Origin of the sequence: Burkholderia sp. ABCPW 111 (genome assembly GCF_000773065.1) — a bacterium.
GTDB classification, from domain to species: Bacteria; Pseudomonadota; Gammaproteobacteria; order Burkholderiales; family Burkholderiaceae; genus Burkholderia; species Burkholderia savannae.
In genome coordinates this window covers 220,212-233,653 of record NZ_JPWT01000002.1, presented here as the reverse complement: position 1 = coordinate 233,653, position 13,442 = coordinate 220,212, and the positions used below count along the sequence as shown (strand labels likewise).

The 13,442-nt window shown below is 70.5% G+C and carries 11 protein-coding genes and 1 pseudogene; 1 reads left to right on the top strand and 11 read right to left on the bottom strand.

The window, feature by feature from the left end; translation table 11 throughout:
• Positions 1-15 precede the first annotated feature (15 nt).
• The 6 genes from X946_RS02660 to X946_RS02635 are packed head-to-tail and all read right to left on the bottom strand — an operon-like array spanning position 16 to position 6,896.
• Positions 16-1,092 carry a type II secretion system F family protein gene (locus tag X946_RS02660; protein WP_038743747.1) on the bottom strand — a complete coding sequence of 359 codons (1,077 nt, stop codon included), beginning with the start codon at positions 1,090-1,092 and terminating at the stop codon, positions 16-18.
• Positions 1,082-2,692 carry a GspE/PulE family protein gene (locus X946_RS02655; RefSeq protein WP_038743744.1) on the bottom strand — a complete coding sequence of 537 codons (1,611 nt, stop codon included), beginning with the start codon at positions 2,690-2,692 and terminating at the stop codon, positions 1,082-1,084. Before X946_RS02655 ends, X946_RS02660 begins: the two co-directional genes overlap by 11 nt.
• The gene (gene pilP / locus X946_RS02650; protein WP_038743741.1) at positions 2,689-3,192 is read right to left on the bottom strand and encodes a type IV pilus biogenesis protein PilP; all 504 of its coding nucleotides are present in this window, start codon (positions 3,190-3,192) and stop codon (positions 2,689-2,691) included. The genes X946_RS02655 and pilP overlap by 4 nt, the downstream gene beginning before the upstream one ends.
• Positions 3,193-3,205: 13 nt before the next feature.
• Positions 3,206-4,495 (bottom strand): type 4b pilus protein PilO2, encoded by a 1,290-nt coding sequence (pilO2, locus tag X946_RS02645; RefSeq protein ID WP_038743894.1) that lies wholly within the window; start codon positions 4,493-4,495, stop codon positions 3,206-3,208.
• 11 nt (positions 4,496-4,506) lie between these two features.
• Positions 4,507-6,255, bottom strand: coding sequence for a PilN family type IVB pilus formation outer membrane protein (gene pilN / locus X946_RS02640; RefSeq protein WP_038743738.1), 1,749 nt, complete (start codon positions 6,253-6,255; stop codon positions 4,507-4,509).
• A complete protein-coding gene (locus X946_RS02635) occupies positions 6,255-6,896 on the bottom strand; it encodes a toxin co-regulated pilus biosynthesis Q family protein (protein WP_038743736.1) in 642 nt (213 codons plus the stop codon). The genes pilN and X946_RS02635 overlap by 1 nt, the downstream gene beginning before the upstream one ends.
• A gap of 311 nt (positions 6,897-7,207) precedes the next feature.
• Between X946_RS02635 and X946_RS02630 the strand changes: the two genes are divergently transcribed.
• Complete coding sequence (locus X946_RS02630) at positions 7,208-8,314, top strand: type IV pilus twitching motility protein PilT (protein WP_038743733.1); 1,107 nt, start codon at positions 7,208-7,210, stop codon at positions 8,312-8,314.
• A 172-nt stretch (positions 8,315-8,486) separates the two neighbouring features.
• On the opposite strand, the gene X946_RS35985 is transcribed toward X946_RS02630, so the two are convergent.
• The 5 genes and pseudogenes from X946_RS35985 to X946_RS02610 all read right to left on the bottom strand — a co-directional run bounded on the left by X946_RS35985 (position 8,487) and on the right by X946_RS02610 (position 13,355).
• Positions 8,487-9,137, bottom strand: a complete 651-nt coding sequence (locus X946_RS35985) for a hypothetical protein (RefSeq protein ID WP_235363987.1) — start codon at positions 9,135-9,137, stop codon at positions 8,487-8,489.
• A gap of 444 nt (positions 9,138-9,581) precedes the next feature.
• Positions 9,582-10,700, bottom strand: a pseudogene (locus X946_RS35980) (secretion protein); the annotation flags it as partial.
• Positions 10,697-11,446, bottom strand: a complete 750-nt coding sequence (locus X946_RS02620; RefSeq protein ID WP_038743729.1) for a response regulator transcription factor — start codon at positions 11,444-11,446, stop codon at positions 10,697-10,699. The gene X946_RS02620 and the pseudogene X946_RS35980, both read right to left, overlap by 4 nt.
• A gap of 51 nt (positions 11,447-11,497) precedes the next feature.
• Complete coding sequence (locus X946_RS02615) at positions 11,498-12,538, bottom strand: sensor histidine kinase (RefSeq protein ID WP_052144985.1); 1,041 nt, start codon at positions 12,536-12,538, stop codon at positions 11,498-11,500.
• A gap of 169 nt (positions 12,539-12,707) precedes the next feature.
• A complete protein-coding gene (locus X946_RS02610) occupies positions 12,708-13,355 on the bottom strand; it encodes a hypothetical protein (RefSeq protein WP_052144984.1) in 648 nt (215 codons plus the stop codon).
• Positions 13,356-13,442: the final 87 nt, after the last annotated feature.

The window sequence follows — 13,442 nt, the reverse complement described above, 5'->3', positions numbered from 1 at the left end:
TGAAAATGCGCGGCGTCAATGCATCGCGCGCGTCATCGCGGCGATTTCCTGCTGGATGCCGAAGAAGCCCGTCACGAGCCAGCCGATCAGCATCGCGAGCACGACGATCGCGGCGCCGTTCAGCACGCGCATCTGCGCGGCGATCCGCGCGACGCCCTCTTCGAGCCACTCGTCGGCGAGCATCTTGAGCGCCGCGTCGAAGCCGCCGTATTCGGCGTAGATGCACAGATCCTCGACGATCTCGCGCGACGGAAACTGATAGCCGGCGTTGAGCAGCGCCTCGCCGGCGTTGAGGCCCGACTTCACGCCGACGAGCGTGTCGTCGATCCGCTCGCGCAGCCACGGCCCCGCGACCACGCCGATCTTGAGCAGCGCCTTCTCGACGGTGACGCCCGACGCCTGCAGCGCCGAGAACGCGATCAGGAAGCCGCTGCCCGCGACGAGCCGGTAGATCGAATAAGGCGGCACGCGGTCCGCGTAGATGCGCAGCGGGCCGCGCCAGCGCGGCAGCGACCACGCGAGCGCGACGAGCGCCGCGGCGAGCGCCGCGACGACGGCGAGCATCCAGCCCTGCACGAACAGCGACATCAGATAGAGCGAGCGCGCGGCGCCGCGCCAGTGCGACGGATCGGCGATCAGCGCGAATTTCGGGATGACGTGCGTGCCGAACAGGTACAGATAGCCGATCACCATCACGACGAGCCCGACCGGATACGCGAGCCCGCCCGTGACCGCGCGGCGGATCTTGCGGCTCGACTGCACGATGTCGGCGACCGACGCGAGCGCGTCCTCGATGCGCCCCGCCTGCTCGCCCGCCGCGACGATCATCTGCTCGGTGGCGGGCACCCACGCGCCCATCGCCTCAGACAGCATCCCGCCGTTCTGCACCGCGAGCCGCCAGTCGGACAGCACGATCGCGAGCGGTTCGCGCGGCTTGCGGCCCTCGCGCGACGCGCGCCATTCGAGCTCCTCGAGCACCTTGAGGAGCGGCAGCCCGTTGCCGAGCATCTTCGCGATCTTCCGATACACGCGCAGCCGCTCGTCGGCGTTCAGGCAGAGCTTCGCCCAGCGGCGATTCAGCTCAAGTGCCATAGCTGAATCCGACCAGCGACAGCTGCTGCCGCGCTTCGCCCGCCGCCGGCGCGAGCGTGCCGACGACCCGCTCGACGCCGCGCGGATCGACGAGCCCCGCCGCGATCTTGTGCAGCGCGTGCTCGGCGAGCGTCACCCCGCCGAGCGTGCGGGTCCAGTATTCGAGCGCGCCGGCCTTGTCGCCTTCGCGCAGGAACTCGAACAGCCGCGCATCCGGCAGGATCACTTCGGCGACGACCGTGCGGCCGATCGTGCCGACCGAGCCGCAATGCGCGCAGCCGTCGCCCGCGATGCACGCGTCCTGCATCCGGCCGTCGAGCGCGCCGCGCAGCCGCGCGAAGAGGCCCGGCTCGATGCGGTCGGGATGATCGACGAGCCGCAGCTTGCAATGCGGGCACAGCAGCTTCACGAGACGCTGGCTGACGAGGCCGGAAATCACCGTGTGATCGGTAACCATCCGTGCGTGCAGGCCGAGATCGATCAGGCGGTCGGCGATCGCGAGCGCGCTGTTCGCGTGCACGGTCGTCCACACCTGATGGCCCGTCATCGACGCGCGCAGCGCCGTCTGCCCGGATGCGCGATCGCGGATCTCGCCGATCATGATCGTGTCCGGGTCGAGCCGCATCGCGTTCGTGATCGCCGCCGCGAACGCGAGCGCGCGGGCCTCCTCGGTCGGCGCGTTCGCGACCGGCGTCTGCACCGCGCCGTCGATCGGGTATTCGATCGGGTCCTCGACGGTGATCACGTGCAGGCTGCCGCGCGATTCGTCGATCTGCGCGGCGAGCGTGCGCTGCAGCGTCGTCGATTTGCCGGAGCCCGTCGGCCCGCTGATGATGTTCATCCCGTGCGGCTGCGCGCGCAGCGCGCGGAACGCCGCGACGTGCCCGGGCGCGAAGCCGAGCGCCGCGAGATCGGTCGCGTCGCCCGCGTCGTTGTAGAGCAGCCGCAGCACCATCAGGCTGCCTTCGCTCGTCGGCGTCGTCGCGATCCGCACGCCGTACAGGTCGTCCGGCAGCTTGTCGCGGTCGCCGATGCTCGCGTCCTGCCGCTCGCTCGGCCGGTAGCTGTTGTCCGACACGGTCGTCATCGCGCCGTACAGCGTCGCGAGCAGCCGCTCGCCGTGCTCGCGCGTGTGCTCGTTCACACGCGCGAGCTCGTTGTGCACGCGGAAGTAGACCTCGGTGCTGAAGCGGCGCACGCGAATGTGGATGTCGGATGCGCGCTCGCGGCACGCGCGGCCGATCAGCTCCTTCGCGAGCACCTGCATCACCGTGTGATCGAGCCGCTCGCCGCCGCCCGCGGCGTTTTGCCGGTACGCCTCGCGCACCTGCATCAGCGTCGCGGGCGTCGGCCGGTACGGCCGGCCCATCCGGTCGAGCCGCGCGCGATACGACAGCACGAACGGATTCATCTCGTGGCCTTCGGCGATGAGCAGCCGCCCGTCGTCGAACAGGCAGACGAACTTGCGCTCCTCGACGCTCGCGGCGAAGTCGCCCGCTTCGCTGACGGCGCGCGGGCCGCGCGGCGGCGCGGCGTCGGCAACGGCGGGCGGCGTCGCGCGCACGGCCGACGCGTCGGGTCGTTGCGCGTCCTGGCTCATGATCCGCTCGCGGGCAGGGAAGGCAGCGAGGGCAGCGTCGGCAGCGGCGCGGCCGCGTTGGCCGGCAGCGGCGGATTGCCCGCGTAAGAAGGCGACGGCGACGCCGTCGACAGCCGGACCGTGCGCCCGCGATTCGACACGACGACCGCGCGCGGCCCGATCGCGACGACGCGCCCGCCATCCGGCAGCGCGTCGCCGCGCTGTACTTCGAATTCGGCGCCGCCGTTCATCCGCAGCGTCGCGAACGCGCGCTTGCCGACGCCCTCGATCGCCGTCACCTCGAACTGCCCGGCCGGCGCGCCGCCGCGCACGCGTGCGAGCTGCGCGGCCCGCTCGGCCACCTGCTGCTCGGTCTCGAGCTTCTTCAACTGCGCCTGCAGCAGCACCGTCTCGCTTTGCAGTTGCGTGAGCCGCGCGGCGGTCGCGCCGCCGTCGTCGGACGGCAGGCCCCCCGCCGCGCGCGCGGCGCCGGCGAGCAGCGCGGCGCCAAGCGCGCACATCGATCGGACGCGACTATTTCGCATAGAGCACTCCTTCGAGAGTCCACTGATTGTTCTGATAAGCGATGCGCTGCACGCGCAACCCCGGCACGTCGATCGCGCGCATGAACTCGGGCGGCGCGAGGCCGCCCAGGCTCGCGTTGAACCGGTACGCGCGCCACGCGGGCGCGGCGGCCGCCTGCTGCGCGAGATTCGCGAGCGGCGCGTGCGACGATCGATCGGGAAGCAGCCGGTCCAGTTTAGCGGCCGCATCCAGCATTTGGAGACGCGACAGAAGCTGTGTCCTGACAGCCGAATCGTCGACGAGCGGCGTGTCGTCCGCCGTCGGTGCGGTGAGCGGCACGTCGAGCGTCGCGCGCTCTCCGTCGGTGGCGACGATGGCGGCGGGCTGCTCGGCGAGCAGGTAGCGCACGTTCGAGCCGTTGCGCGCCCACGCGTAGTGCGCTGTGCCCGGCGTGCATTCGTAGCGCTCGAGCCGCCAGCCGCCCGGCGCGAGCCGCCCGAAACGCGTCGCGCACGCGCGTGAGAACGCGATCGCATCGGGCAGCGTCGCCCACGGATGCGCGACGGGCTCGCTCTTCGCCTGCCGCGCGGCAAGCTCCGCGCGCACGCGCGCGAGCGCCGCCTCGCGCTCCTCGGCCTCGACCTTCGCGCGATGATGCCAATACGCGAGCAGGCCGCCGCCCGCGACGCACACGGCGGCCGCCGCGATCAGCGCGGTGCGCGGCGGCAAGCGCCGCTCGACCGGCCGCAGCGCCCACCAGCGCTCGGTGCGCGGCCGGCCGCCGCGGCGCGGCAGCAGCTCGTCGAGCCGCTTCGGCTGAAAATTCTGGAAGCCCTGCCTCTCGAGCTCCGGCTCGCCGATCACGACGTTCCAGCCGCCCCACGCGTAATCGGTATGCAGCCGCTCGAGCGCTTCCTCGCGGCTGCCGACCCAGTCGCCGTTCGGCATGAACGCGTGGTCGCGCACCGCGAAATACGCCCAGCGCCCGTCGGGCAGCGCGAACGCGCCGAGCCAGTTCGGCGCGGGCTGGCGCCGCCCGTTGTAGAACGCGCCTTCGAGCGCGATCGCGCGCGACACCATCGCGCCGAGCGACAGATGCCCGGGCGCGAAGCCGTCGCGCGTGTTCGCATAGCCGGCCGCCGCGACGCCGCGATCGATCCGCAGCACCATCAGGTCGAACTTCAGCTTCTTCGCGAGCTCGACCGCTTCGGCGCGCAGCTCGTTGCGCCTCGACAGCGATTGCCAGAACAGCCCGCCGACGAAGCGCTGGCGGCCGATTTGAATCACTTGCGCGCTCATCGCCGGCTCCGTCACGCGCCGCCGCGCTGCGTGACGGGCGTGATCAGGATCACGATCACCTCGCGCGAGCGCTGCGCCTCGTAGCCGCCGCCGAGCGCGATCATCTTCGGCACGCCGACGCCGCGCTCGTCGAGCGAATCGTTCGCGCCTTCGTAGCCGCTGATGACGAGCGTCTCGCCGGACTTCATCGCGACGCGCTGCAGGAAGTTGCGCATGTCGACGTCGGGCGTCTGGATGCGCGTCGCGTCGCGGCCCGCGCTGCTCGACACTTCCTTCAGCTCGAGCAGCGACGAGATGTTCGTCGAGAACTGCAGCATCACGGTGCCGTCGTCGAGCACGTGCGGCAGCAGCGTCATGTTGAAGCCGGTCGTCACGGTGCCCGGCGTGAGCGCCGTCGACGAGCCGACGTTCGCGGTGTTCGTCGTCGACACCGACGCGAGATAGCCCGTCTGCGTCGCGACCTGCACGGGCACCGGCTGGTTGTTGAGCGTCGTGACCGACGCCGACGTCTTGCGCCGCACCGTGCCCTGCTGCGACAGCGCGCGAATCAGCAGCTTCGTGCCGTTGAAGCGGCTCGTCGGGCTGAGCACCGTCGCGGACAGATCGGCCGGCGCGAGCGACACCGGCTTGAACGGATTGGCGATGTCGAATCCCGCCGACACCGTCTTGTAGACGAGGGACCAGTCGATGCCGTAGGCGTCGCCCGCATTCAGCGACACGCTGAGCACGGTCACGTTGAGCAGCACCTGCCGCGACAGCGACCGGTTCTGCTGCGCCATGAACGCGGCGACGCGCTCGAGCACGTCGGGCGTGTCGGTCACCGAGATCGAGCCGGTCGCGGGCGACGAAACCGAGCTGCCGTAGCGCGAAAGCATCGACTGGATCGCGCTTTGCAGCCCGTTGAACACCGACAGCTGCGAATTCACCGCGGTGTTCGCCGTGTTGTTCGCGGTGAGGCCCGTCGTGCCGGAGCCGGCGCCGTTCGCGCCGCCGCCCGAGCCGCCCGCCTGCGAGCCGCCCGACGCGCCGTCGCTCGTCGCCCCGCTCACCACCGACGCGTTCAGCGACGAGTCGCCGGGAATCGCGTTGACCTGGAACGTGCGCGTATCGGTGAAGAAGAAGCGGATCGTCCCCTGCTCGAATTTCCAGAACACGCCGAAGCGCGCGCACGCCGCGTCGAGCAGGCCGCTCAGCGTGCCGCCCGCGTACAGGATGCGCACCGCCGCGAACGACGTGCCGCCGCCGTCCGCGCCCGCGCCGCCGCCCGCCTTGCCGACGCCCGACGACGCGCCGCCCGGCATCCCGGGCGGCAGCGGCGGCATCGAGCGCTCGCCCGCCGCGTTGAGAAACACGCTCGCGCCGCGCGCCGCGCCGTCCGCGCCGCCGCCGTGCTGCGAACGCGCGGCCGCCTGCTGCGCGCTCGCGGCGACCTGCGTCGGCACCTGCGTGAGCCGCGTGATCTGCTCGGCGAATTCGGATAACGAAGAGACCGAGCGATCGAACGAAGCCGGCTCGTCGAAGAGCGCGGGCAGCTGTTCGCTGCTTCGCAGCTTGACGGCGCCCGCCGACACCCATAGCCCGTTGTCGACGACGACGGGCGCGAGCGCATGCACGGTGTTTTCGCCTTCGGACGCGCGCTTGAGGAGTGTGTCCGACGCGCTCGAATCGCGGTGCGCGTCCCGCTCGATGCCGCCGCGCAGCCCGGTACAGCCGGCGAGCAGCACGGCGGCCAGAAACGAAATGGCGAAATAGACGCGCATCAGCCCGCTCCTTGCGCGACGACGCGCAACACGTGATTGCCTTGATAGAGAATCGCCTGGATCGGCGTCGACGTGCGGCCGAGACTCGCGACGAGCGCTTGCAGCGCATCCTCGAACGAGCCGCGCAGCGTCGCCTGCGCATCGATGCTGAAATCGACGGGCGCATCCCAGACGAGCTGCCAGCCCGCCGTGCGCGCCCATCGCGACAAGACGCCGCGAATCGTGCCGTCGGACGTGCGTACGTCCCAGAGATACTCGTTCAGGACGTGCCCGTTTGGGACGTGCCCGTTTGGGACGTGCCCGTTTGGGACGTGCCCGTTCGGGACGTGCCCGTCCGGGACGGAGTGCGCCGTGGGCTGCGCGGCGGTCGCAGGCGCGAGCGCGGGCGTGGTCGCGGCGGCCGGCACCGCCGTCTCGGGCGACGCGTCCGCGCCCGGCGCGGACACGGCGGACGCCGGCTGCGGCGGCGCGCGAAAGACATCGGCTCGCTGCGCCGTCAGCGGGGCGTGATCGAAGCGCCCGGCGGATGCATCGCCCGATGCCGGATCGGTGCCGGCGGGCGGACCGCTCGCCGCGCAATCGGTTGCAAAGAGCGCGATCGCGATGGACGCGGCCGCGGCGACCGTAGCGCCGTGCATCATGTTTTTCCTCGTTACTCGACTGCCGTCGTGCGCCGCTGGCCCCCGCGCTTTGCCGCTCGACGATCCCGGATGCCGCGCCCGACGCATCGGGCCGCCTTCGCGACCGGAAATGGCTTTCCGGACCCGGGATTACCTCGGCTTTACATAATAGGTCTGCGCACGCAGTCGCATTATTGAATTGATTATTGCGCGGCAAATATACCCCGAATAGTTTGACAAAAGCTAGTTGGCATGCAAAATTCAATAGACCATTCAATTTCCCACTCGCCGCGCGCAATGCGCCGCCCATTCCATTCATTCGAATCGCCAAGATGAACCAGCATCCCGCCGCCGCCCCGCTGCGCGATCTCGCGGGCGAAGTGCTCGGCCTGATCGACCTGAAGCAGATGTTCACCGACATCCACATCGAGCAAGACCGCCCCGTCACGATCAAGACGCCGCGCGGCTGGATCGAGACGAGCGACGAACCGGTGCTCCTCGACGACATGCGGCCGCTGCTCGACGCGATCGACGAGCATTGGGAGAACGCGCTGCGCCAGGGCACGCTCGATCGCCCGTTCGTCCTCACGCGCTGCCGGCTGCGCTGCCACGTGTATCGCGCGGGCGGCGGCCGCAAGATCGTGATCTCGATGCGCCGCCTGCCGCTCGCGCCGCTGCCGCTCGAGGAGCTCGGCCTGCCCGTGTACGTGCGCTCGATGCTCGACAACACGAAGGGCATCATCCTCGTCACCGGCCCGACGGGCTCGGGCAAGACGACGACGATCGCGTCGCTGCTCGAGCACGTCAACGCGACGCGCAACACGCATATCGTCACGATCGAGGAGCCGATCGAATACTATCTGGAGCGCCGCCAGTCGATCATCTCGCAGCGCGAAGTGCCGACCGACACGCCGAATTTTCCGCACGGGCTGCGCGAGGCGCTGCGGCAGAAGCCGGACGTCGTGATGGTGGGCGAGGTGCGCGACGCGCAGACGGCCGACACGCTGCTGCAGGCGGGCGAATCCGGGCACCTCGTGCTCGCGACGATGCACACGGGCAGCGCGGTCAGCGCGCTCAACAAGCTGCTGTCGTTCTTTCCGGCAGGCGAGCGCGACCGGCACGCGGTCGCGCTCGCCGAATCGCTGATCGGCATCGTCTGCCAGAGCCTCGTGCCGAGCGCGGACGGCGAGAGTCTCGTGCTCGCGAGCGAGCTGCTGTTCAACAACAACAACCAGGTCGCCAAGCTGATCGCGGACCCGGCGAAGCTGCACCTCGTCAACGAATTCCTGCGGCGCCGGGAGGACAACATGTCGCGCTCGCTGAACGACGATCTCGCCTCGCTCGCGGCGCGCAACCGGATCACGACGAAAGACGCGTTACGGGCAACTTACAATCGGCTCGAACTGCATGAAATGATGCAGTCCATTGTTAATCGTTAGATGCATGCGCATCCGATCCGGCATTTTTATATGCCGATCTAAAATCGAAAAAAAATCATATAAACAAGCCCGATCCCGCGTTAATCGACTGGTCGCATTAATTTCAAAAGACGATTGCGGCGGCGAGCCCGAATCGTGCGCGATCGTCGCTTGATAATGTGCGGAATTTGCATCAATTGCCGAGCAGGCGCGTCTGACTCCTGAGGCCGAGGCCGTCCGGCAGCGACGAAAGCGGCGTGGGCGTGGGCGTGGGCGTGGGCGGGCGTGAAGACGGATGCGCCCGCGCCGACGGCTTCGTGGCGGCGAGCGCCGCCTTGGCTGTGGCTGTGGCTGTGGCTGTGGCTGTGGCTGTGGTTGTGGTTGTGGTTGTGGTTGTGGTTGTGGTTGTGGTTGTGGTTGCGGACGCCGGTGCGGGTGCGGCTTCGATTGCGGCTTCGGGTGCCGTTGCGCGTGCGGGTGCAGGTGCGCTCACGTGTGCCATGGCCGGCGCGTCTCGCGCCGATGCCGGCGCGCCCGACGACGCCGGCCGCGACACGAGCGCCGAATCCGTCGTCATCACGCGCGGCGTCACCAGCACGAGCCGCCGCGCGCCGCGCCCGGAGGCAAGCGGCAGCGCCACCGCCGCGCACTCCCCTGCCGCGAGCGTCACGCTCGACGTGGCTTCGCCCAGCGTTGCTTCGCCCGACGTCGTATCGACCGATGTCGCTTCGCCCGGCGACAGCGCGCCGGCCGAGCGGCCGCCGCCATCCTCGCGGCGCTCGACGATCCGCATGTCGAGCGCGTAGCGGCCCGCCTGAGCGGTTTCGCGCGGCGTGACGCGCATCGCGAAACCGCTTCTCCGCGAGTCGAGCGTTCGCACGTCGCCGTCATTCGACGGGACGAACGCCTGCCGCAGACGGCCGAAATCCGCGTTGCCGTCGGGAAGCGTCAATGTCGAGCCGTCGACGTCGATCGATGCCGCACCGCGCGCGGCGAGTTCGGCGACGCGTACACGCGCCTGCGCGCAGCCGTCCGTCGCGATCGCGATGCGCGGCGCGGATGCGCTGGCGGGTTTGGACGATCCGGGTGCGCCGGCGGCGTTGGACGCGCCGGATGCGGCCGGCGTCCCATTTACGGCGGCTGCGGCGGTTGCGCGAGACGCGCCGGATGTGCTGGACGTGCTGGACGTGCTGGACGTGCTGGACGTGCTGGACGTGCTGGATGTGCTGGATGTGCTGGATGTGCTGGATGTGCTGGATGTGCTGGATGTGCTGGACGTGCTGGACGTGCTGGACGTACTGGACGTGCTGGACGTACTGGACGTGCTGGACGTACTGGACATGCCGGACGTGCTAGACGTGCCGGACGCGCTGGACATGCCGAACATGCCGGTTACGGCGGATGCGCGACGCGAATCCGCCGCACCCGACGCCGCCGACGATTCCGCTCGCCCCGGCGAACGCGAAGCATCGCGCGCATCGCCCGCCGCGCGCGATGCCGCGGAGGCCCGCACGTCGTCGCGCCACCGCAACCCCAGCGCATCGAGCTGCGCGGGCGCGAGCGTCGCGCCGAACGCGTCGATCCGTATCGGCGCGGGCAGCGTGTCGAGCTGCGCGACGAGCCGCGCGTCGTGCGCGAGGCGCGCGGGCACGTCGCGGATCAACACGGTGTTCGAGCGCGCGTCCGCGCCGACGATCGGCAGCGACGCGGTGAATTCGCGCACGCCCGGCACCGCGCGCGGTGCCGCGCCCTCCGCTTCGAGCCGCCGGCGCAGCCGCGTCGCGAGCCCCGGCAGCGACGCGTCGCCCCCATCGCCCACCTCGACGCGCACGTCGCGATCGGCCGCCGCGCGCGCGCGCAGCCGGAACGCGCGCGTCTCGGTTCGCACGCGCGCCTGCGCGGCCACGTCGAGCGCACGCGCGGCGGCCAGCACGAGCGCGACGTAGCGCGGCGGGCCGGCGGCCCGCACGATCCGCGCCGCGTCGTCATAAGCGGGCCGCCAGCGCCCGTCGACGATCCGCTGCCGAGCGAGCGTCGCGCGCAGCTCGGCGGGCGTCGCGTAATTGAGCCGCACCGCCGCGCGCCCGAACGCATCGGGCGCGACGAGTTGCAGCACCGCGCCGTCGTAATACCACGCAAGCCCGCATGTGCGCGCGACCCAGTCGACGAAACGCTGCGCGGGCAGCGCGTCGCGCACGTCGAGCCGGCACGGCGTGCGCGCGTCGACGTCGATTGCGACACCCGAACGGCGGCTCAGCTCGCTCAACGCGTCGACGGCGCTCACCGCCCCGACGCGATAGTCGAAGCGCGCGAGCGGCCACGCGAGCGGCACCGCTCGCAGCGCCGGCGCATGGCCCGCGAGCACGAGCGCCACGGCGGCAGCCGATGCGGCCGCGCGCCGCGTCACGATGCGCGATCCGTCGATTCCGCGTCCGCGCCCAGGTTGAGGCGATAGCCGGTCGCATACGCCGCGTGCACGGTCCAGCCGATGCCCGCCGCCTTCAGGCGGCTGCGCAGCCGGCTCACGTACATGTCGACCGAGCGGGTTTGCGCGCACGCGTCCGCGCCCCACACGAGCCGCAGCAGGTCCTGCCGCTGCACGACCGCGCCCGGATGCTCGGCCAGATGCCAGAGAATGTCGAATTCCTTCGCGCTGAACGCGTGCGACGCGCCGCCGTCGGACACCGTCAGCGTCGCGCGCGACAGCACGTAGCGGCCGAGCGGCATGCGAGCGCTATCGGCCGACAGCGCCGCGAAGCGCCGCAGCAGCGCGCGCACGCGCGCGAGCAGCGTCTGCTTTTCGAGCGGCTTGACGAGGAAGTCGTCCGCGCCGGCGTCAAGAATCTTGACGATGTCCTCTTCGTCCGAATGCACGGTCTGGAAGATCACCGGCACGATCGAGCGCGCGCGGCCGCGCACCCATGCGAGCAGCCGCTCGCCCGTCATCCCGGGAAGATCCCAGTCGAGAAGCAGCAGATCGGCCCAGCTGTCGCCGAGAAAGCGCCGCGCGGCGAGCCCGTCCTCGAACGCCTCGACGCGGTAGCCCTCGGCCTTGAGCCACGTGACGAGCAGCGTGCGCTGCACCGGATCGTCCTCGACGACGACGATCTGCTTGGGCTGCTGCACGGTGCGCTGCATGTTCGGTTCGGACATCGCGAAATTATGGGTCGTCAAGCGAAAAAACGAGAAAACGCGCGCCGCCGCTCAGCCGTCCGGCGCGACGCTCGCGCGCCAGCGCGCGATGCCCTCGGGCACGACGGGCGCCGCGCCGAGCGCCGGCGCGAGCGTCGGCAGGCGCATCACGAACGACGTGCCCGCGCCGCGATTCGATTCCGCGTGCAGCGTGCCCGCATGCGCGGCGACCACCTGCGCGGCGAGCTGCAGGCCGAGGCCGAAGCCCATCGAGCCGCGCTTCGCGAGCGGCGCGAAATCCGTCATCCGAGCGTCCGGCGCGAGGCCCGGCAGGCCGCCCGCCCAATCGCGGATCGTCACTTCCGCGTGCGCGTCGCGCACGTGCAGCCGGATCTCGACGCGCGCGCCCTGCCGCGACGCCTGCACCGCATTGTCGATCAGATTCTGCAGCGCGCGGGCGACAAATACGCGCGCGCCGCGCAACCACAGCGGCGCGGCGTCGTCGAGCCAGAGCTGCAACGCGACGCCGCGATAGACGGCCGCCACTTCGAGCTTCGGCACGAGCTCGCGCAGCATCCCGCGCAGATCGAAGCGCACGAAATGGCGTTGCCGCAAATCGTCCGCCGCCGACGCGACAAGATAGTCCTGACCGAGCAGCAGCGCATGCCGCGCGAGCTGCGCGATCCGTTCGAGGCCGCCGCACGCGGCGAACGCGTCGGGATCGGCGTCGTGCAGCTGGGTCAGCGCGAGGATCGAATTCTGCGGCGAACGCAGGTCGTGCGCGAGAAAACGCAGCGACGCGACGCGCTCGTCGAGCGCGCGGCGCAGCGGCGTGACGTCGGCGACCGTGACCGTCGCCGCGATCGCCGGATCGCGCTCGACCGGTTGCAGCGTGAGCCACAGGATCGCGTCGTCGGTCTCGAATTCGAGTCCTTGTTCGAGCGCCTCGAAGAGCGCGGCGGCGTCCGCGCCCGCCGCGTCGCCGAGCACCGCGCGCAGCGGCAATCCGGCGGGCAGCGCGCGGCCGAACAGCGCGCGCGCGCGCGCGGTGGCCGCGACGATCGCGCCGTCGCGGTCGAGCGCGAGCGTGCCCCACGCCTGCCGGTCCTGCATCATCTGGAAGATTCGGGCATCGGCCCCGTGCGGCGCGCTCAAGTTCGACTCCGGCGGACGTTCGGTTCCGCGTATGTTTGGACGGGCCGCGACGCGGCGGCGCGAGCGCGCAGTGTGTACCGATTCGAAAGCGCTTGTCCAGTGCCGCCGCGCCGCGCCGCCCGCGCGCTCAGAAGTCGGCCTTCTGCTTGAGGTCGCCCGCGCTCACCGTCACTTCGTCCGGCGTGAACTCCATGTTGCCGCCCGCGCCGCGCTTGCCCACATGCGCGTTCACGAACGGATTGCCGCCCGACTCGAGACGCTCCAGCTCCTTCGTCGCGCCGGCGTTCAGCTTCACATTGCCGTCCTTGTCGACGACGCCGACCGAATTATTGCTGCCGTTGTACAGGTTGCCCTGCGAGTCCATCTTCAGGTGCAACGCCTCGCCGCCCGCCTTCGTGTTCAGCTTCACGTCGCGCAGGTCCTCGCCGGGCTTGCCGCCCGCCGGTGGCGTCGCGTGGTTCGTCGGGCCGTTGTTGCCGGCCGGCGTGTCGTCGTTCGAATCGCCGCCGATGTTCGTGTCGTCGCCGCCGCCCGAATCGCCCTGCATCAGCAGTTCCTCGATTTCGTGGAGCAGTTCCTCGATCTTCCGATCGCGGCTGCTCGGCGAAGTCGACGAAGTGTGGAACTGCGACGGATGGAGAGTCTGCAACGAAATGCCGTTAACGCTCATGATCGTCTCGCTATGAATGTGAATCGACTGAGGGAAAGGGAAAAGAACGCGCGCGGCCTTGCTGCGCCCGCGGTTCGTCGACAAGCTTAGGCGGCGCGCCCTCATGCGCCGCGAAGCGGGCGAAGCGGCGTCGCGGCGGACGAAACGACGGGTCGCGCGCCGCGCGCCGCCGCCGCGCGACACGGCGCGGTT